Here is a 17,194-nt window from a genome sequence, read left to right as displayed (position 1 = left end):
TCCCCGAGCTTCGGTGGGCACGGTCATGTCCGCCTCGCTCGAACTTGGCGATATCTTTCGGGCTGCCGGTCCTGCCTGGCGGGCAGCCCATGCCGGACGTCTTCCCCTACAGCAGCTCAAGGTCATGTCGGCGATAGAGCACTGTCGCACGGCAGCCCTGGGTGGTCATGTTGCGGCCTGTGGGGACTGCGGACACTGGCGGATCGCCTATAACAGCTGCCGCAACCGTCATTGTCCGCGTTGTCAGGGGAACGCCGCACGGACATGGCTGGCCGAACGGGAGGCCGATCTGCTGCCGGTCGGGTATTTCCATGTCGTCTTCACCCTGCCGGCACGGATCGCCGACATCGCGCTGCAGAACAAGGCCGTTCTCTACGCCCTGCTGTTCCAGGCCGCCTCGGAGACGATGATGACGATCGCCGCCGATCGCCGGCATCTGGGTGCCCGCATCGGCATCACCGCCGTGCTGCACAGCTGGGGTTCGGCGCTGACCCACCATCCCCATGTGCACATGATCGTGCCGGGTGGCGGCCTGTCGCCCGATGCCCAGCGCTGGATCTCGTCGCGCCCGGCCTTCCTCCTACCCGTTCGCGTGCTGGGCAAGCTGTTTCGCCGTCTGTTCCTCACCCGGCTACTTGCGCTTTTCGAGGCCGATCGGCTGGCCTTTCGGGGCCAGCTTGCTTCCCTGGCAGACCGCCGTGACTTTCTGCGGTATCTGGCCCCCGTGCGCAGCAGGCGTTGGGTCGTTTATGCCAAACCGCCTTTTGCCGGTCCCAAAGCGGTGCTGGCCTATCTGTCGCGCTATACCCACCGCGTCGCCATCTCGAACCGCCGTCTCCTCGCGTTCGACGAAAGGGGCGTGACGTTCCGGTACAAGGACTACCGCCGGGATACCGCGCATCAGCAGCAGGTCATGACGCTTGGCACGGATGAATTCATTCGCCGCTTCATGCTGCATGTCCTGCCACGGGGATTTCATCGCATCCGCCATTACGGCCTGCTGGCCAGTTCCAACCGCAAGGCCAGTCTCGCCCGGGCGCGGGACCTGCTGAATGTCATCCCCACACCAGCGGCGGAAGTCCCGGAGTCCGGACCGGTCACGCCACCGCCCTGCCCATGCTGTGGGGGGCAGATGGTCGTTATCCAGATCCTTCCCCGCTGGTGCCAGCCCAGAGGACCGCCACGGGCGACTGATCCGGCCGGGGAATCAGCATGATGACCGGCAGACATGACCCTATAACCCGATGCCTGCCGGAACCGTCTCGTTCCGGCACACCGACAGGCTTACGCAAAACGCGAAAAAACGGCGGAGAGTGCGCACCTGGCCCTGAAGATCCTGTCATCTTCATGTGTAGGATCAGCGGGAAACGCCCTTTGCCGCGTCACGAATGCCGCCACGTGACCCCGCTCAGGGGCGCCTCAGGGCAGCGCCAGTTGCAAATTCCCCATAACTGAGTCCCGGTGTCGCGGGTTCGGTCCTCCCCGACTTTCGTACGCCTCACGGCGCCCGAAACTCTTCAGGAATGCGGAAAGTCCGCTTCGGAGTTACTCAAAGATACGAACAGTCATAGATTTAGGTTAACCCATCTATTGATGGCGTACTCTATGTTCGCTGTTGCGTTTATGGGCGCAGATATTCGTCTACTCAGAGAGCGCTAACGATAGTTACCAGGCGTTACCCCCATAATTCGCCTGAACATAGCAGCAAAGGCACTTGGCTGTTCACCGAGAGAAAATGTTGCTCTACTGGCAACAATATAGACCGCTCGAAGGGTAACCTTGCCCCGCGCTCTTAACGCATGCGGGGTGCGAGGCGGTATCCATAAACCGCGTTGCGGAGGCACAAGCCACAGACGCGTCGGGGTGCGGATCTCCATGACGCCTTCAGTCGCATGAATGAACTGACCATCTTTGTGGCAGTGTTCACCAACTGTCTCGCCATCCACGTAGTCCCGCGCAAGCGCCTGGATATCAGCGGGTTTAGAATTATTAATGTACGGCATCATCGATCAGATGTTCAATGAACCACTCTCGGGCGGCCTGGCTGGTCTCGTTAAAGCACCGTACATAAGGGTCGAAATGTCCCCCGTGGATCATGTGTAGCTTTTTGGGGGCAAAGCTGACTGGTAGCTTTCGAGGCAGATATCAGTCGCCGTCAGGATGTCCTGATCAGCGACGATCATCAGTAGAGGGGTGGAGCTGATTCGAGCGATATGAATACCGGGTTCGTTCTCGCGTGCGAATTCGGCGCTACGAAGGGTCAGTTCATTCCACCATGTCGGTGCAAAACTCCGGGTGCCGTTGAAGAAATCATAGGCATCTGTTCCGCCCATGGCGCACGCTATTTCCGGCCTGTCGGAGACTGCCGGAAACAGCGCAGGAGCTTTTCCCTAGAACCGTCTGGGCAAAACTGATGGCGTCACGGTAACCCCGCCTCTGAAGCACGGGGTCGGCTTCCTGTCGGGGAATGCCGTCACTCGCTCCGAAATTGGCGTGATCATACAGGATCACCCCAAACCCTGCGGCGACGAAAACTTCGGCGTAGCGATCGAGATATTGCTCCTTAACGCCAGAAAGACCATGCGCCATCACGATTGCTGGATATTTGTCCTTTTCTCCTTCTGGGCGATAAAGCCAGCCACGGAGCGTTCTTCCCTCAGATGGGAACTCAATATCATTCCGCATTGCGACCTTCCTTTCACGATGCTTCCTGATAATGGTTTTACCGATTGGCCAATAGAACGCTTCTAGCCAAATAAAACGCCAGATCGGCCATGGATCTCAAGTGTCTTATCGCACGATCAAAGAGATATCAGTTCGATCTCCGTTGAAAAATGGCGAGGTATGTCCGCTTTCAGAATGAGCAAAAACTGACAACAATTTCCATTACGAAGGCGAAATCTTCGCCAACGTCTCACTCTCCGCGACGGCGACAAGGCTCTCACGACGTCTGTCCAATACCTCATCAATCCGGGAAATTATGGCTTCGTGTCCATTGCACTGGCTCAAATATTTCGGAAGGGTGCCAGCCGGTCTGAAAGATAAAGACGGTTCATTCGGCGCAACTCTTCGGGCGCACCTAGCGTCGCAGGAGCATCCTTCGCGAGCATGCCGCGCAAGATTTTCATGGTATTCAGAACGACCGCAGCAATATCTCTCGCCAGTGCTTCATCCAACCCTGGCGCACAGACACGCAACGCTGCCGCAATTCCGGCTATGGCATGTCCCCGTGCACGATCACGGATCTCCATCTTGTCAGTCCGTGCTTCCATCAGCGCGGAAAGGGACTTCACGCGAGGATGAAGCGTGACAAGCAGTTCGATCAGCACGTCCGCCAAAACGTCCGGGGGCAGCGTGGCGGCACGTTTGGCAAGTGCCGCGCATTCGTCTTCCAGAACGGCGATATGCCGCTGCACCAAAGTGTCCGCTACCGCCTCCTTGTTCGGAAAGAAACGATAGAGCGAGCCGATCTTCGCCCCGGCACGCGCGGCGATCTCCGCCATGGTTGTCGCCTCGTAACCTCGTTCCGCCATGAGGTCGGACGCGGCCTCCAGCAGTTCCTCGACGCGCTGACGCCCAGCCGCGCGCAGCGGCTGAAGAGATGTCCGTTTACCTCTTGACGAATTTGAGTCCATCCTCAAATAATACCCCTGCTTGAGTGCCTACTCAACTTACTAACGTTTCCGCGTGTTCCGGACAACGGTTCGGGATGACGGTCGAACGTCAACAGGGAAGGTCTTGCCATGATTTCACTCCCAGCCACCAGGACCGCCCTCGTCCTGATCGATCTCCAGAAGGGCATCACGGGGCTTCCCCTGGCTCCCACACCGGGTACGGCGATTGTTGAGCGATCAAAAGAACTCGCCGCGCGTTTCCGAGCCGCCGGAGCTCCGGTCATTTTGGTTAATGTAGCGTTCGCGCCAGATTTCGCCGATGCCGTTAATGCGGCTGTCGATCGCTCCTTTTCACCGCCTGGCGGCTTCGCACCAGACTGGGCTGAACTGGTCGACGGGCTTGCCGAACCGACCGATCTGCGTATCACGAAACGGCAATGGGGTGCCTTCTACGGCACGGATCTCGATCTTCAGTTACGGCGACGTGGTATCACGACCATCGTGCTCGGCGGAATCGCCACCAATCTGGGTGTGGAATCTACCGCCAGAGCGGCGCATGAGCATGGATACAACGTCGTGCTCGTCGAGGATGTCATGTCCACATTCACCGAAGACATGCAGCGCTTTGCCTGCGAGGAGATTTTTCCTCGCCTCGGCCGGGTGACGACGAGCGACGCGATCGCGCTGGATGCGTAAACGCATGGCTCATGTCTGCGTGTCTCGCGGTTCCCGGCGAGATCATTCATGAACGCCAGAACGTCGTCGCCAGGCTCAGACCCGGATCAACTGCCTCCGGGCATCTGGAAAATCGTGAGCGTCGCGGCGATAGGGTCTTTCATGGCGCAACTGGACGCCACGATCGTCAATGTGTCGCTACCAGATCTTGTCGCTACCCTGCACGCGCCGTTTTCACACATTCAGTGGGTGGTCAGTGGCTATCTGCTGGCGCTCGCCCTGACGTTGCCGCTGAATGGATGGCTCGTAAGCCGCCTCGGGGGGCGAGCCGTCTATTTATGGTGCTTCGGTGCCTTCACGCTGACATCAGGCCTGTGCGCGCTGGCGTGGTCCGCGCCGTCCCTGATCGTATTCCGTCTGCTGCAAGGCATGGCGGGCGGCCTGCTTGCCCCTATGGCGCAGATGACGGTTGCCCGTGTGGCGGGCCGTCAGATGCCGAGGGTCGCGAGCGCGATGACGGTGCCCGTTCTGCTCGCGCCACTTCTTGGACCGGTCCTCGCGGGCGCCATTCTCTCCGTCGCGTCCTGGCGCTGGATCTTTCTTCTCAACGTGCCGGTCGGACTTGCGGCTTTTGCCCTTGCCGTTCTGTTTCTCCCTGACGATCAGCATGACGAGCGGCCCCGTCCGTTTGACCTGACAGGGCTCGGATTTCTCGCACCCTCTCTCGTCTCGTTTCTCTTCGGCATGGATCATATCGCCAGGCTTTATGGACAGGCGACCTTAGGCGCGTCCCTCGTGCTGTTCCTCCTGTATATCCGATCCGCACGACGCAAGGGCGATGACGCGCTGATCGACCTGCGCCTGCTGCGTGCACCCGCCTTTTCGGTGTCGGCGATCATCATGTTTCTGACGAACGGGGTGTCGTTCGCGGGTCAGATGCTTCTGCCCGTATGGCTGATCCACGCCTGCGGTGTCTCGCCCGAGCGGACAGGCCTGTTCATGGCGCCCCTGGGTCTGGGGATGATGTGCGTCTATCCGCTCATTGGCCGTCTGAGCGAGCGGTTTGACGCACGCAACTTGACTGGTTGCGGCGCACTGCTTTCGCTGGCCGGAACAGTGATCCTGGCGGCGCTCGCTTATAACGGTTTGCATGTCGTCCTGCTCGCCTTAGCATTGTTGCTGCGTGGCGGAGGTGGGGGCGCCGTCGGCATTCCGGCGATGAGCGCGGGATACGCTTCGATCGCACGCGCGGATATTCCGATGGCAACGACGGCGCTGAACATCATGCAAAGGATCGGCGGGCCGACATTGATTACAGCGTGCGCAACATTCCTTGGGTGGCGGCTCGCGGGGATCGGTCCGTCTCATGTTGCATCAGAGGCTTATGCCGAAACATTTGGATTGCTCGCGTTATTCCATGGCGCTCTGTTGCTCGCCACGCGCTTCATCAAGCCTTCAGAAAAGAAACGCCAGTTCGGATCGAACTGAACTGGCCGGGCATTGATACTCTCCTGAGGAAATAAAGCCACGCAGGCAAGCTTGGCCAACGTCGTCCGCTTTTGAGGTCACTCGTTCGTGCTTCGGATTATCCGACATGAAGGCGGAAGCTGCCTGCCTGAAATCCAGAACGTGGGCCTGGTTGGTTTCGGTCCGAAAGCACACCATTTCAGAACCAGTATTCGCAAACCGGGAGACGATGGCATGAAGATCGGCATTATAGGCGCAGGCCAGATTGGCGGCACACTGGCCCGCAGATTTACGATCTGTGGCCATGACGTGAAAATCGCCAACTCACGCGGCCCGCAGACGCTGACCGAACTGGCGCGGGAAACCGGCGCGAAAGCCGTTACCGTCGCGGATGCAGTGAAGGACGTGAACCTGATCGTCGTCACTATTCCCGAGAAGAACATCCCAACCCTGGGCCACAAACCGTTCGAACATGTTCCCGCAGATGTGGTGATCGTCGATACCGGGAACTATTATCCCCGCGAACGGGACGGACGCATCGCCGCCATCGAAGCAGGCAAGGTGGAAAGCGTCTGGGTCTCGGAACAGATCGGTCGCCCGGTCATCAAGGTCTTCAACAACATCTACGCCAAGCACCTGCTGGAAAATGGAACCCCAAAGGGCACGGCGAACCGCATCACGTTGCCGGTCGCGGGGGACAGTGCGTCCGCGAAGAAAGCCGTCATGACACTGGTCGACGACATCGGATTCAATCCTGTTGATGCCGGGCCTCTGGCGGAATCCTGGCGCCAGCAGCCGGGAACGCCGGTCTATTGCGCGGATCTGGATGCGGCGGGTGTTGCGAAGGCGCTGGCTTCGGCCAGTCCTGACCGCACTGCACAATGGACGGCGACCGATCAAAGTCCTGGCAGCTTCGAAGCACCAGCCTGATACGGCTTCACGCGGCAGACCTCACGCGCCCGGATGAAGTCTCGGGCCGATAACCTCCATCACCCAGTCAACGAAGACACGTATCCGCGGAGAAAGTTGCCTGTTGCTCGGATAAAGCACCGAGAGCGGCGTGGGTGTCGGTGGGAAATCGGCCAGAACCTCGATCAGCGTGCCATTCGCGAAATCATCAATGAAGCGGTAACGTGGTGCCTGCACGAGGCCGAAGCCCTGCCGCGCGGCCGCGGCACCGGTTTCAGCGCCACTGACCAACAGCCGCGTCGGCAGCATCACCTCGATCACCTCGTCTCCGCGCATGAACTCCAGCGGCAGGGGCTGGCCGGTGCGCGACGACACGAAACCGATCATCTGATGGCCCTCAAAGTCCTCCGGTGTCGCGGGCATTCCATGCTGCGCCAGATAGTCCGGGCTGGCCACAGTGACTTCTTCCATCACCCCCAGAGATCGGGCCGCCATGTCGCTGTCGGCAAGCGCGCCGGCCCGCACGACGCAATCCACATCCTAGGCCATGGCGTGTGTCAGGATAGGGTAGTCGTGTTTCCTGTCTGTCAGGCGTAGGGAGCGAGAAAGGCCTGAAGTGCTGCAAGCAGAGCTTCAGGCTGTTCCTCGGCCGGATAGTGGCCACTGTCGGGAATGATAACGGATTGCACGTTGTCGGCGACGGATCGGAGTTCCTGTTCGACCATGTCGTCGCACGCCAGGGCGCCGGAGAAGGCGAGCACCGGCAGCGCGATCCTGCGTGCCATGCGCCGACGATATTGCGGGATCGAAGCATCGATTGCCCGGTAATATTCAAAGCTCGCGCGCAGGGCTTTGGGGTCGCGGCGCAGTTGTTCGATGTAAAACTCACGCGCAGCGGCGGGGAGCGCCTCCGGCGAACCCGCCTTGGTGGCGAACTGGTAGCCGAAATAGATTGCCTCACGGCCCCGGACCAGCGCCTCGTTAACGCCGAGCGCACGGTTGAAGTTAAAGTGCCACAGGAAGTCGCTGGTGCGTCGGTCGTCGCTAATCAGCGGCGGCGACGCGGAGAGACCGGGGATGATCGCCTCTCCCAGCGCAATGCGGGCAATCCGCTCCGGTCGGTCGGCGGCCATCGCGTAACCGGTCCACATGCCGATGTCGTGACCGACCATGGCGAAGCGTTCGTGGCCGAGCGCATCCATGAGCGCGAACATGTCGGCGGACAGCGTATCGGCATCATAGCCATCTTCCGGCTTGTCGGAGAGGCCGACGCCGCGCGGGTCGACGGCAATAACGGTGAAGCGTTCGGCAAGCGGCAGCATGAGCGCGCGCCACGCGAACCAGTTTTGCGGCCAACCGCCGAGCAGCAGCAACGCCGGCCCTTTGCCGCCGATTACGGCATGCAAACGCAAGGTGCCGATATCGACCAGATAGCTCTTGAAGGTATCGGTAAAGCCATCAGGCAGAAGGGGAACGCTCGTTACTGAACCAAAGCCAGAGACAGGTTCACCGATCGAAAATCCGGTAGGTTGCATGCGCATCATCCTTTATGTGATGCGCAACACATATATTACTCAGTGCCGACCCGCAAGGATTCTGTGATAGGCAGTACATAATATCAGCGGGGGAACAGGTGATCCATGAACTGTTCTGCCGCAGCGAGCAAAATCGGCTGCGACACGCCGTCTACGGTTTGGATCGATATCCCGTTTAGGAATGTCATGACGCAGGTCGCGAGCACCTCCTCATCAGCTTCGGGTGCCAGTTCACCCTTCTGTTTCGCCTTTAACAGGCGCTCTGCGAGCCGGACGCGGATGCGTTCACGCTGGTCTCGCAGGAAAGTACGAACGGGATCACCAATAGGCCCGAGATGGCGAGCGCCGAGCACAATGAGGCAACCGCGCGGTTCATCATAGCGGCTAAAGGTCTGGATCGTTTCGGCCAGCATTGATCGTAGCGCGTCGCGCACGTCACCATCATCGGTCAGTGCCCGCATGGTCGAGTCACCATCAGACGTAATGTACAGTTCGACTGCTTCGCGAAAGAGGTCTTCCTTGCTGCCGAAGGCGGCGTAAATGCTGGGCGAGTTGATCTGCATGGCATCGACAAGCTGAGTCATCGACGCACCGTCAAAACCATGCTGCCAGAACACGTTCATGGCGCTTCGGAGGGCTTTATCCCGATCAAAGTTACGCGGTCTGCCGCGTCGTGCTGCAGGCGTCTTCGTCATTCTGGTCCCCAATATGTGCTGAGTGATACATATAGGTGAGGCATCTGAAGAAGAACAGAACGGCTCCCGCCTGCGCGCTTGCTAAGTCGGGCCGGACGGTCCGTTCTAGCATTACTTTGGCAGGAAAGAGTTAGGATAAATTCGAAAGATAATATTTGTGTTCGCCATTCGAGCGATGCTCAACCTACGTATCCTGGCTCAATCAGGTCGAACGCTGGTTCGCACTCCTCACCGAACGTTAGATACGCCGAGCTTCTTTCGTCAGTGCCAGAGATCTCACTGAGAAAATCAATGCCTTCGTCCAGACTTATAACGCCAGAGCGAAACCATTTGTCCGGACCGCTACATGCAAGGCCACCGTCGAACAAGTTGAACGTTTATGTAACGCTATTTGCGGGACAGGACACTAGCGTGCTTTTTAGAAAGTACCTGTCATGAAACGTTCTTTCATGGCGGTTAGAAACATCCGAACATTAACGGATTGGCGCTCCCTGGCCGGAAACAGCATGAAGACAGGTAATGCAGACGTAGGAATATCTGCCAGAACTCTGCAAAGCTGTTTTTTTTCGATAGAATCATGGGTTTGGTACGACAACGCTCTGGTAATACCGAGGCCGTCTCTGGCAGCCGCAAGGGCCGCGTCTATACTATTGACGTAGAGCCGAGGTGAAATTCTGACTGAAGGTTCATTCTTTCCGCCCAGTCGCCATTCCGAATGTCCAGTCGCATATTCATCGATATCGATGAGACTGTGTGCCGCGAGATTCTCAAGACTCTGTGGCTCTCCATGCTGTGCCAGATAAGCCGGGCTGGCGACAAAAACTTTCCGGACCTCGCCGATTTTCTGCATTTTCAAGGCACTGTCTTGCGGCGGGGCAATCCGGATGGCGAGATCGATCCCTTCCTCCACAAGATGAACAACCCGGTCTGTCAGGAAGAGCCGTATGGTCAATTGTGGCCAAGCTTTCAAAAGGTCCGTAACAACGGGAAGAACATGTAGCCGCCCGAAAATAACTGGAGCGGTAATCGATAATACGCCCTGTGGCTCCGTCCCCGCGCCTCGTGCAACAGCGACCGCACCATCCAGATCGGCAATCGCTGCACGACACCGGACCAGAAACTCCGCCCCTTCCGTCGTAAGATGAACAGAGCGCGTTGTACGGTTGAACAGGGACAGCCCTAAGGTAGTTTCCAGGTTTCTGATCGTCCGGGTCACTGTGGTGGCGGAAAGCCCCAGTTTCCGGGAAGCTCCGACAAAGCTGACCTGATCGGCCACGGCCATGAAAATCCGTAATGTCTGAAGGTCGATCAGAGGTCTCTCCTGCAACTCAGTAGATTATGAGCGCAAACCGCAATAGTGAAATGCATTTTTGAGAGATTATCGCGCATCTTGCCCCGTGGAAAGACAATGCTCCTGTTCTGTCGTTCTTTCGGGAGTTCCCATGAAACTCTACTATCACCCTCTTTCGGGACATGCGCATCGAGCGCATCTCTTTCTCTCTCTTGCTGGCCTGCCTCATGAGTTGAAGCCTGTTGACCTTGCCGCAGGTGAGCAGAAGACTGCGAAATTCCTGAAGCTGAATGCCTTCAGGGAAATTCCCGTCCTGGAAGATAACGGGATCATTATTCCGGATTCCAATGCCATCCTTGTGTATGCGGCACGGAAAGTCGGTCCGTCTCATTGGCTGCCCGAGAACGCAGTGACAGAGGCGGAAGTGCAACGCTGGCTGTCTGTAGCGGCGGGAAAGATTGCCTATGGATGTTGCGCTGCGCGCCTAGTGACAGTTTTTGGCGCATCATTTGATACGGCAGAGGTTATTCAGCGCGCTCATGACACACTCAAAGTGATCGCGTACGCTCTGAAGGACAGAACCTGGATTGCAGGAACCCAGCAGCCCACGATCGCGGATGTCGCTCTCTACAGCTATATCGCAAGAGCACCGGAGGGAAATGTTGATCTATCGGGATATGACGCGATTGCTGTCTGGCTTCAGCGTGTGGAGAGCCTGAAGGGCTTTGTCCCACTTCAGAAAACTGTGGCTGGCCTGGAAACAGGATGCGGGCAATGAACTTCGCGCACCTGACGTTCGATCATGTTGGCATTCGCGTGACAGATCTCGCCGTTTCTGAACGGTTCTATGCCAAATTCGGCTTTATCCGCGATCCGGAAGAGTTCGCTCCGGCCGTGAAGGCCTGCGGCCTACATCACCCGTCCGGACTTCGTATCCATCTCATTTTCAATGGCGTGCCAGACCCGGTCGGGAATATTCTTATGGATGTTCCTATCAAACGCCCGGGCTATACGCACGCGGCGTTCATTGTTGAGAGCATGGCGGATCTGGTGCGCTGGCTGGAACAGGAACAGATCGTCATTACGGAAGGACCAGTCCAGATGGGACAAGACAGACGCATTGTCTGTTTCATTCGTGATCCGGACAGGAACGTCCTGGAGTTCAACGAAATCCTCAAGTAATCCGATGGTGCTCAGACCGCAGTAAATTATAAATGAGTGCAGGGTATCCTTGCCCATCCCAAACAAGGGGTTGGGGCTGGCAGTTCAGGAAGTGCTTTGCCGATGCGAAGTTCTCCATTGGCAAACGATGAATATGCTCGCGAGCTAATTCTCCCGACACCGCCTTCGTCCGAACGGGAAAACACCGGACATGCCTTATCTCAACGATCAGACAGTCGGATCGGATAGCGCAAAAGATCACGGTAACCCCCACGAACATAATACCGACCATCGGCAACGAGACGCCGAACCTGGTTCTTGCGAGGATCATTGTCCCAATCGACCTTCCTGCCACAAAACCCAAGCAATGCCTCAGCAAGCTTGCGATAACTCGCGCCAGCCGCCCGACCATCAAACGCCCGGAGCATCATGATATGCCGATCCCGTGTCTGCTTTGGGAAATCGTGAGTCCGCTTGCCCTCAGACCGGCCGACCAGCGCGCGCCATAAACGCAGCACGGCCTCCGCGCGAAGCTCCAGCAGCTTATCAAGTGGCAGGATAGCGACATAGGTGGCAGCTCCACCCACTGGACGTGTCGGGAGCCAAACCTGATGTGCCGACGCGCCGGGCTGCCAGAAACCATGCCACGCTCCACCGTCATCCAGCCGCGCGACGAGGTCCGGCAATTCCGCAAGGTTAATCGGCATGACGGCCGGATCCTTCGCATTCGCCAGAGCCTCGCGCAGTTCGATCACGTCAGGCGAGAGTTCCGGTATCCAGAAAACAGGCGTGCGGCCGGCAGGCTGCACCGGATCGACAGGGAAATCGCAGACCCCATCGTTTGGAAAAGGCTTTCCTGCCCCGAGGTTTCGGAGCCGGAAGCGTTTTCATCTTTCGGAACGAGCGACGATATTCATCATCACGTCGAAGATATTCCCAGGCCATGCCGGCGGCAGCTATGTCTTGTGCGTGTTCGTAAGCGGCCGGCGACTGCCAATCTGACATCGGCATCGCGTTACCCTTCTTTTTGCGCCTGCTTCTGGCAGCAGGAACATCAGGATGCGCAATAGGAAGATTTTGTGCAGACTGTGTTTGGAGATATGTCGATCTCGTAACGCGATCGCACCACGTTATTACGTTCGTCGGCGCGTGCCAGAATAGTCCGCGAGCCGGGCATTCGTCCGGCGAGCGGCGTTTCGTTTCCTTCCCCTCGCGCCGATCCGCTACGTCGGATCGGCGCAAATTTGTGCGGACAGATAGATCAAGAAAGTGGGGACCGCAGAACCGAATTGTCGGCCCTGCGGCGCTCACTTCCTACGCCGCTACTTTCTTCGCCGCGTGCCAGGCCAGGCGCCGGGTCGCCGTTGCCGCATGGTCCGCATCCAGTTCCATCCCCAGCCAGTCCCGGCCAAGATGCTGCGCCGCCACCAGCGACGAACCCGAACCGCAAAATGGGTCCAGCACCAGGCCACCAGCCGGGCAGAATGTATCCACCAGGGGCAGCAGAGCCACGACGGGCTTTTGCGTCGGATGCAGCTTGTTCCCGGAATACGGCATGTCGATCACGTCCGGCACCGGCTGGCCGGGCCGCTTCACGTTCCCTTTTGCCAGAAGATAGGCGCTTTCGTGCTCGTAGCGCAGCAACCCCGACGATGACGCGTAAGATTTGCGAAAGACGATATGCCCGACCATGCGAAAACCGGCCGCCTTCCACGCCTCGGCAAAGAGGTCGATCTTGTTCCACCCGTAAAAACTCACGGCAAGGCCGCCCCATTTCAGAACACGGTGCATCTGATTGACCGCCGGCCGGAGCCAGCGTGCATTGTCGTCGTTGCGGACCTTCCGCCCATCCCTGCCCTGATAGTTCACCAGGTAAGGCGGGTCGGTAAGGATGAAGTCCACAGCATTGCGAGGCAGCGCCCGCATCAGTTCCACGCTGTCGCCGTTGAGAATGGTATTGCGGAAATCGGTCGCCGTGTTGGTATTACCGGTCATGGTCTTTGCCCTTTGTTCCGCGAGGAACAGCCCCCGCTGTTCCTCTGCCTCGCGGCGAGCAGCGGGGTAGCAATGGCAAGGGCGACCGATGGGGAGGGGTCTCTCCCGGTCTGCACGGAGCGTAGCGCAGGAAGATCGGGGACACCCTATCGGGCGGCGTCAGCGCGCTGACGCGAACCCTTTCCGGCGCGAGGGCAGCGCCCTTAGCCTGTTTTTACCTTGAGAGCCGACCCGGCTGCCTCGGAAATGGCAGCCATGATTTGAGGTTTGGCCATCTTTTCGGGAATTTCGAGCAGCGGGACACCCGCCTTCTGCAAAGCCAAACGCTTCACCGCCATGCGGTCATCCGCATCGCCGGACAAATCGTGGCCTGTGCCATGATATTCGATCACCAATACAGGCAGCCCATAGCGATCAATCAGCAGGAAATCGACACGCTTGCCGCTATAGGAGCTGAAAGCCTGCTTCTGACGCGGATCTTCCGGATCGTAAGTCGTTCTGATGAACCCACCCATCGAAACCTCGAAGGCGAAACGCCAGTCGGGCTGATATGTCCTGATCCACTCGTCGAGCGCGTAGAGTACCTGCACAGCCTCCTTGTTGACGGGCCGGACGGCGCGCAGGCTGCACTGACTGATGAAATGTAGCTGATTCTGCGTGTTGGACAGATCGTTGTCCTGAAAATACTGCCGCCGACGCTCTGCCTCCTTCTTCTGGTCAGCGGCCTGTGTTTCCAGCGTAGCAATCCGACGACGCAAAGACGAAACTTCTGTATCGCGTCCAGAGATCTGACGATCCAGTGTCTGAAGTCGAGCATTCCTTTCGGCAATCTGCTGCCCGGCCTGTGCCAGGTCGGCCGTCGCGCGCCGACCCCGGATATAGAATCCAAGGGCGTATCCAATCGCCAGAAGAATGATCATTTTTTCCACGAGCGATAAGCCTCCCTTTTCTGCGCGATCACCGCCGATTACCGCATTGACCTGCGTATGGTCTTCTCAAATCCCCTTGTCCTGTCCTTCATCGTTCTGTCGCCCCATGACCGGGAAGGTGGACAGGATGGCACGCAAACCCGACAGGATCAGGATCAAGGTGTTCAGCCCCGCCAGTAAGGCGGAAACGGCCGAAGACGCATTCCGCCCGTCCGACGATGCCATCCGCTCCCTCGCCCGCCTGATCGGCCGTCAGATAGCCCGCGAGCAGTTCGAGCGTGCCCGCGCGCTGGAGCGGAAACAGGCCCGGCAGAACCGATCTGGTCCTATGCGGTAGCCTCCCCTTCCCGGCTGCGTTTCCCCGGCGAACGCCCTTTCGTCGGGCAGTCGTGTATTTTTCTTGTGACCATTATGGTCCCGTGATATAAGGTCAGTCAATGAGGATCATCGCCCGTCGAACGCTGAGAGAGTTCGTCGACAGCCTGACGGGCCAGAAGGACCAGCCGGCCGTGAAGGCAGCGCTGGACGCCTGGTTCGCCGAAGTCGGCAGGGCCGCCTGGGCGAGCACCGCCGATGTGAAGCGGCTCTATGCCACGGCCAGTATCGTCAGCGCGGAGCGGATCGTCTTCAACATCAAGGGCAACGCCTATCGCCTGGTCGTGGCGGTCGATTTCGAGAAAAGCATCGTCTGGATTAAATGGATCGGCACGCACAAGGCGTATGACAGGATCGACGTGACGGAGGTGGAGCATGACGGCTGATCTGAAACCCATCCGCAACGAGGCGGATTATGACGCGGCACTCGAAGAAGTCGGGCGGCTGTGGGGTGCCAGGAGCGGCACGCCGGACGGTGACAAGCTCGACGTGCTGGCGACGCTGATCGACGCGTATGAGGCGAAGCACCATCCGATCGACCCGCCCGATCCGGTCGAGGCGATCCGCTTCCGCATGGAGCAACAGGGCCTCACCCGCAAGGATCTGGAGCCAATGATCGGCCCGCGCAACCGGGTGGCCGACGTAATGAACCGCAAACGCGGCCTGTCGATCGACATGATCCGCCAGTTGCATGACGGCCTCGGCATCTCCGCCGAGGTGCTGATCCGACCGAGCCGGATGGACAAGGTCGCCTGACAGGAAACACCACCAAGGAACATCCCCATGACCCGCGTCGCCCTGTATGCCCGCTATTCCTCCGACAACCAGCGCGACGCCTCGATCGAGGACCAGTTCCGCATCTGCCGCGAACACGCAAAGCGGGAAAAATGGAAGGTCATTGGCGCCTATAAGGACGCGGGCATCTCGGGCGCCAGCATGATCCTGCGTCCCGGTATCCAGACCCTGTTGCAAGATGCCCAGGCCGGACGCTTCGACATCGTGCTCGCTGAGGCGCTGGACCGCATCTCGCGCGACCAGGCCGACGTGGCCACCCTGTTCAAACACCTGAAATTCGCCGGCGTTCCGATCGTTACCCTGGCCGAGGGCGAGATCAGCGAACTGCATGTCGGCCTCAAGGGCACGATGAACGCCCTGTTCCTCAAAGATCTGGCGGCCAAGACCCATCGCGGGCTGCGCGGCCGGGTCGAGGGCGGCAAATCCGGCGGTGGATTGTGCTATGGCTATCGCGTTGTCCGGCAGTTCGACGCAAAGGGCGAGCAGATCCGGGGCGACCGCGAAATCGACGCCCGCCAGGCGGAGATCATCCGTCGTATCTTCCACGACTTCGCCGCTGGTATCGGTCCACGCGCCATTGCCAAAGCCCTGAACGATCAGGGCGTTGCTGGTCCCGAGGGCAAGCTGTGGAGTGACACCACAATCAGGGGTCACGTGAAGCGCGGCACCGGCATCATCAACAATGAGCTGTATATCGGGCGCCTGATCTGGAACCGTCAGCGCTATGTCAAAGATCCATCGACGGGCAAGCGCGTCTCACGCCTCAATCCAGAGTCAGAATGGGTAGTGACGGAGGTTCCCGACCTGCGGATCGTCGACGACGCGTTGTGGCAGGCAACGAAAGCTCGCCAGAGCGTCATCGCCGAGAAATACGTCAACGTCACTGAAGCTGTAAGGGCGCATCACAAGCGGAATCGGCTCAACGGCACGCGCCGCCCGAAATCCTTGCTGTCGGGCCTGCTGTTCTGCGGGCTGTGCGGTGGTCCCTACACACTGCGAGGTTCCGACCGCTTCGCCTGCTCGTCCCACGTCACCAATGGTTCCTGCACCAACAGCCGGACGATCCCCCGCCCCGATCTGGAACGCCGCGTGCTCTCCGGCCTCAAGGACCGGATGATGGCGCCGGAAATCGCGGCCGAGGCCATGCGTGCCTATGCCGAGGAGACCAATCGTCTCAACCGCGAACGTCGCTCCAACGCCGATGTCTGGCAGGTCGAACAGGTGAAGGTCGAAAAGCAGATCCGGGGCATCATCGAAGCCATCAAGGAAGGCATGTTCCATCCCAGCATGAAAGCAGAGATGGATACGCTCGAAGCCCGCAAAGCCGAACTGGCGTCGCTACTCTCCGGTGTTCCCGATGTCGTGCCTGACCTGCTGCCGAGTGCCTCGGCGATCTACGCCCAGAAAGTCGGCCGCCTGACCGACGCCCTCAACCGCCCCGAGGAACGGCTGGAAGCTGCCGAGGCACTGCGGGCGCTGATCGAGAAGGTCGTGCTGACGCCCGGCCCGAACCGGGGCGAGATCGACGCGATGCTGTATGGGGAACTGGGCACGATCCTGAACTGGATCGAGCGGCAAGCCCTTGGAAAGTCTGAAAAAAGAAACACTCCCGGAGCTTTGCTCACGGGAGTGTCGGTATCAGTGGTTGCGGGGGCAGGATTTGAACCTGCGGCCTTCAGGTTATGAGCCTGACGAGCTACCGGGCTGCTCCACCCCGCGGTGGTGTGTGATGATGTTGGGGATTTTTGTGGTG

22 protein-coding genes and 1 tRNA gene are annotated in these 17,194 nt (G+C 59.0%); 10 read left to right on the top strand and 13 right to left on the bottom strand.

Features of this window, described 5'->3' with window-relative positions; genetic code table 11:
• Positions 1–25 precede the first annotated feature (25 nt).
• Positions 26–1,216, top strand: coding sequence for an IS91 family transposase (locus HKD31_RS04205; protein WP_194265724.1), 1,191 nt, complete (start codon positions 26–28; stop codon positions 1,214–1,216).
• Positions 1,217–1,655: 439 nt separating this feature from the next.
• Here the strand turns inward: HKD31_RS04205 and HKD31_RS16330 are convergent, their stop codons facing one another.
• From HKD31_RS16330 to HKD31_RS04190, 4 genes are all read right to left on the bottom strand, one after another.
• On the bottom strand, positions 1,656–2,003 hold the full coding sequence (locus tag HKD31_RS16330; protein ID WP_370543896.1) for an AraC family ligand binding domain-containing protein: 348 nt from the start codon (positions 2,001–2,003) through the stop codon (positions 1,656–1,658).
• A gap of 90 nt (positions 2,004–2,093) precedes the next feature.
• A complete protein-coding gene (locus HKD31_RS16010; protein WP_228120209.1) occupies positions 2,094–2,333 on the bottom strand; it encodes a hypothetical protein in 240 nt (79 codons plus the stop codon).
• Positions 2,311–2,685, bottom strand: coding sequence for an alpha/beta hydrolase (locus tag HKD31_RS16005; protein WP_228120207.1), 375 nt, complete (start codon positions 2,683–2,685; stop codon positions 2,311–2,313). Before HKD31_RS16005 ends, HKD31_RS16010 begins: the two co-directional genes overlap by 23 nt.
• A gap of 320 nt (positions 2,686–3,005) precedes the next feature.
• Positions 3,006–3,635 carry a TetR/AcrR family transcriptional regulator gene (locus HKD31_RS04190; protein WP_194264443.1) on the bottom strand — a complete coding sequence of 210 codons (630 nt, stop codon included), beginning with the start codon at positions 3,633–3,635 and terminating at the stop codon, positions 3,006–3,008.
• A 108-nt stretch (positions 3,636–3,743) separates the two neighbouring features.
• Between HKD31_RS04190 and HKD31_RS04185 the strand changes: the two genes are divergently transcribed.
• From HKD31_RS04185 to HKD31_RS04175, 3 genes are all read left to right on the top strand, one after another.
• Entirely contained in the window at positions 3,744–4,310 is a 567-nt protein-coding gene (locus HKD31_RS04185) for a hydrolase (protein ID WP_194264444.1), read from the top strand.
• Between the two features lie 48 nt (positions 4,311–4,358).
• Positions 4,359–5,777: a DHA2 family efflux MFS transporter permease subunit gene (locus HKD31_RS04180; RefSeq protein ID WP_194264445.1), complete on the top strand. Its 1,419-nt coding sequence runs from the start codon at positions 4,359–4,361 to the stop codon at positions 5,775–5,777.
• Positions 5,778–5,864: 87 nt separating this feature from the next.
• Positions 5,865–6,686, top strand: a complete 822-nt coding sequence (locus tag HKD31_RS04175; RefSeq protein WP_338085531.1) for an NADPH-dependent F420 reductase — start codon at positions 5,865–5,867, stop codon at positions 6,684–6,686.
• 21 nt (positions 6,687–6,707) lie between these two features.
• On the opposite strand, the gene HKD31_RS04170 is transcribed toward HKD31_RS04175, so the two are convergent.
• The 4 genes from HKD31_RS04170 to HKD31_RS04155 all read right to left on the bottom strand — a co-directional run bounded on the left by HKD31_RS04170 (position 6,708) and on the right by HKD31_RS04155 (position 10,222).
• Positions 6,708–7,202 (bottom strand): LysR substrate-binding domain-containing protein, encoded by a 495-nt coding sequence (locus tag HKD31_RS04170; RefSeq protein ID WP_370543888.1) that lies wholly within the window; start codon positions 7,200–7,202, stop codon positions 6,708–6,710.
• Positions 7,203–7,252: 50 nt separating this feature from the next.
• A complete protein-coding gene (locus tag HKD31_RS04165) occupies positions 7,253–8,200 on the bottom strand; it encodes an alpha/beta fold hydrolase (protein WP_194264446.1) in 948 nt (315 codons plus the stop codon).
• 83 nt (positions 8,201–8,283) lie between these two features.
• Positions 8,284–8,895: a TetR/AcrR family transcriptional regulator gene (locus tag HKD31_RS04160; protein WP_194264447.1), complete on the bottom strand. Its 612-nt coding sequence runs from the start codon at positions 8,893–8,895 to the stop codon at positions 8,284–8,286.
• 418 nt (positions 8,896–9,313) lie between these two features.
• On the bottom strand, positions 9,314–10,222 hold the full coding sequence (locus HKD31_RS04155) for a LysR family transcriptional regulator (RefSeq protein ID WP_194264448.1): 909 nt from the start codon (positions 10,220–10,222) through the stop codon (positions 9,314–9,316).
• Positions 10,223–10,337: 115 nt separating this feature from the next.
• Between HKD31_RS04155 and HKD31_RS04150 the strand changes: the two genes are divergently transcribed.
• Both HKD31_RS04150 and HKD31_RS04145 read left to right on the top strand, forming a co-directional pair.
• Positions 10,338–10,964: a glutathione S-transferase family protein gene (locus HKD31_RS04150; RefSeq protein WP_194264449.1), complete on the top strand. Its 627-nt coding sequence runs from the start codon at positions 10,338–10,340 to the stop codon at positions 10,962–10,964.
• Positions 10,961–11,368 (top strand): VOC family protein, encoded by a 408-nt coding sequence (locus HKD31_RS04145; protein ID WP_194264450.1) that lies wholly within the window; start codon positions 10,961–10,963, stop codon positions 11,366–11,368. The genes HKD31_RS04150 and HKD31_RS04145 overlap by 4 nt, the downstream gene beginning before the upstream one ends.
• Positions 11,369–11,568: 200 nt before the next feature.
• Here HKD31_RS04145 and HKD31_RS04140 read toward each other — a convergent pair whose 3' ends face one another.
• From HKD31_RS04140 to HKD31_RS04130, 4 genes are all read right to left on the bottom strand, one after another.
• A complete protein-coding gene (locus tag HKD31_RS04140) occupies positions 11,569–12,102 on the bottom strand; it encodes a DNA -binding domain-containing protein (protein ID WP_194264451.1) in 534 nt (177 codons plus the stop codon).
• Position 12,103: 1 nt separating this feature from the next.
• Positions 12,104–12,352 carry a transcriptional regulator domain-containing protein gene (locus tag HKD31_RS16325; protein WP_370543895.1) on the bottom strand — a complete coding sequence of 83 codons (249 nt, stop codon included), beginning with the start codon at positions 12,350–12,352 and terminating at the stop codon, positions 12,104–12,106.
• Between the two features lie 309 nt (positions 12,353–12,661).
• A complete protein-coding gene (locus HKD31_RS04135; protein ID WP_194264452.1) occupies positions 12,662–13,342 on the bottom strand; it encodes a DNA methyltransferase in 681 nt (226 codons plus the stop codon).
• Positions 13,343–13,545: 203 nt separating this feature from the next.
• Positions 13,546–14,262: a DUF2726 domain-containing protein gene (locus HKD31_RS04130; RefSeq protein ID WP_228120273.1), complete on the bottom strand. Its 717-nt coding sequence runs from the start codon at positions 14,260–14,262 to the stop codon at positions 13,546–13,548.
• Between the two features lie 136 nt (positions 14,263–14,398).
• On the opposite strand from HKD31_RS04130, the gene HKD31_RS04125 reads away from it, so the two are divergent.
• From HKD31_RS04125 to HKD31_RS04110, 4 genes are all read left to right on the top strand, one after another.
• A complete protein-coding gene (locus tag HKD31_RS04125; RefSeq protein WP_228120205.1) occupies positions 14,399–14,608 on the top strand; it encodes a hypothetical protein in 210 nt (69 codons plus the stop codon).
• Between the two features lie 100 nt (positions 14,609–14,708).
• A complete protein-coding gene (locus tag HKD31_RS04120) occupies positions 14,709–15,032 on the top strand; it encodes a type II toxin-antitoxin system HigB family toxin (protein WP_194264455.1) in 324 nt (107 codons plus the stop codon).
• Positions 15,022–15,402, top strand: coding sequence for a helix-turn-helix domain-containing protein (locus HKD31_RS04115; protein WP_194264456.1), 381 nt, complete (start codon positions 15,022–15,024; stop codon positions 15,400–15,402). Before HKD31_RS04120 ends, HKD31_RS04115 begins: the two co-directional genes overlap by 11 nt.
• 27 nt (positions 15,403–15,429) lie before the next feature.
• Positions 15,430–17,127: a recombinase family protein gene (locus HKD31_RS04110; protein ID WP_194264491.1), complete on the top strand. Its 1,698-nt coding sequence runs from the start codon at positions 15,430–15,432 to the stop codon at positions 17,125–17,127.
• Here HKD31_RS04110 and HKD31_RS04105 read toward each other — a convergent pair.
• A tRNA-Met gene (locus HKD31_RS04105) sits at positions 17,084–17,160 on the bottom strand. The two genes, HKD31_RS04110 and HKD31_RS04105, sit on opposite strands and share 44 nt — an antisense overlap.
• Between the last annotated feature and the right edge of the window lie 34 nt (positions 17,161–17,194).

The sequence above is a fragment of the Gluconobacter potus genome, assembly GCF_015244705.1.
Taxonomy (GTDB): domain Bacteria; phylum Pseudomonadota; class Alphaproteobacteria; order Acetobacterales; family Acetobacteraceae; genus Gluconobacter; species Gluconobacter potus.
This window is presented reverse-complemented; position numbering and strand designations above follow the sequence as displayed.

Coding starts and splice junctions, on each gene's coding strand:
- HKD31_RS04205 (WP_194265724.1), top strand. CDS start 26: ATGTCCGCCTCGCTCGAACTTGGCGATATCTTTCGGGCTGCCGGTCCT.
- HKD31_RS16330 (WP_370543896.1), bottom strand. CDS start 2,003: ATGCCGTACATTAATAATTCTAAACCCGCTGATATCCAGGCGCTTGCG.
- HKD31_RS16010 (WP_228120209.1), bottom strand. CDS start 2,333: ATGGGCGGAACAGATGCCTATGATTTCTTCAACGGCACCCGGAGTTTT.
- HKD31_RS16005 (WP_228120207.1), bottom strand. CDS start 2,685: ATGCGGAATGATATTGAGTTCCCATCTGAGGGAAGAACGCTCCGTGGC.
- HKD31_RS04190 (WP_194264443.1), bottom strand. CDS start 3,635: ATGGACTCAAATTCGTCAAGAGGTAAACGGACATCTCTTCAGCCGCTG.
- HKD31_RS04185 (WP_194264444.1), top strand. CDS start 3,744: ATGATTTCACTCCCAGCCACCAGGACCGCCCTCGTCCTGATCGATCTC.
- HKD31_RS04180 (WP_194264445.1), top strand. CDS start 4,359: ATGAACGCCAGAACGTCGTCGCCAGGCTCAGACCCGGATCAACTGCCT.
- HKD31_RS04165 (WP_194264446.1), bottom strand. CDS start 8,200: ATGCAACCTACCGGATTTTCGATCGGTGAACCTGTCTCTGGCTTTGGT.
- HKD31_RS04160 (WP_194264447.1), bottom strand. CDS start 8,895: ATGACGAAGACGCCTGCAGCACGACGCGGCAGACCGCGTAACTTTGAT.
- HKD31_RS04150 (WP_194264449.1), top strand. CDS start 10,338: ATGAAACTCTACTATCACCCTCTTTCGGGACATGCGCATCGAGCGCAT.
- HKD31_RS04145 (WP_194264450.1), top strand. CDS start 10,961: ATGAACTTCGCGCACCTGACGTTCGATCATGTTGGCATTCGCGTGACA.
- HKD31_RS16325 (WP_370543895.1), bottom strand. CDS start 12,352: ATGTCAGATTGGCAGTCGCCGGCCGCTTACGAACACGCACAAGACATA.
- HKD31_RS04135 (WP_194264452.1), bottom strand. CDS start 13,342: ATGACCGGTAATACCAACACGGCGACCGATTTCCGCAATACCATTCTC.
- HKD31_RS04130 (WP_228120273.1), bottom strand. CDS start 14,262: ATGATCATTCTTCTGGCGATTGGATACGCCCTTGGATTCTATATCCGG.
- HKD31_RS04125 (WP_228120205.1), top strand. CDS start 14,399: ATGGCACGCAAACCCGACAGGATCAGGATCAAGGTGTTCAGCCCCGCC.
- HKD31_RS04120 (WP_194264455.1), top strand. CDS start 14,709: ATGAGGATCATCGCCCGTCGAACGCTGAGAGAGTTCGTCGACAGCCTG.
- HKD31_RS04115 (WP_194264456.1), top strand. CDS start 15,022: ATGACGGCTGATCTGAAACCCATCCGCAACGAGGCGGATTATGACGCG.
- HKD31_RS04110 (WP_194264491.1), top strand. CDS start 15,430: ATGACCCGCGTCGCCCTGTATGCCCGCTATTCCTCCGACAACCAGCGC.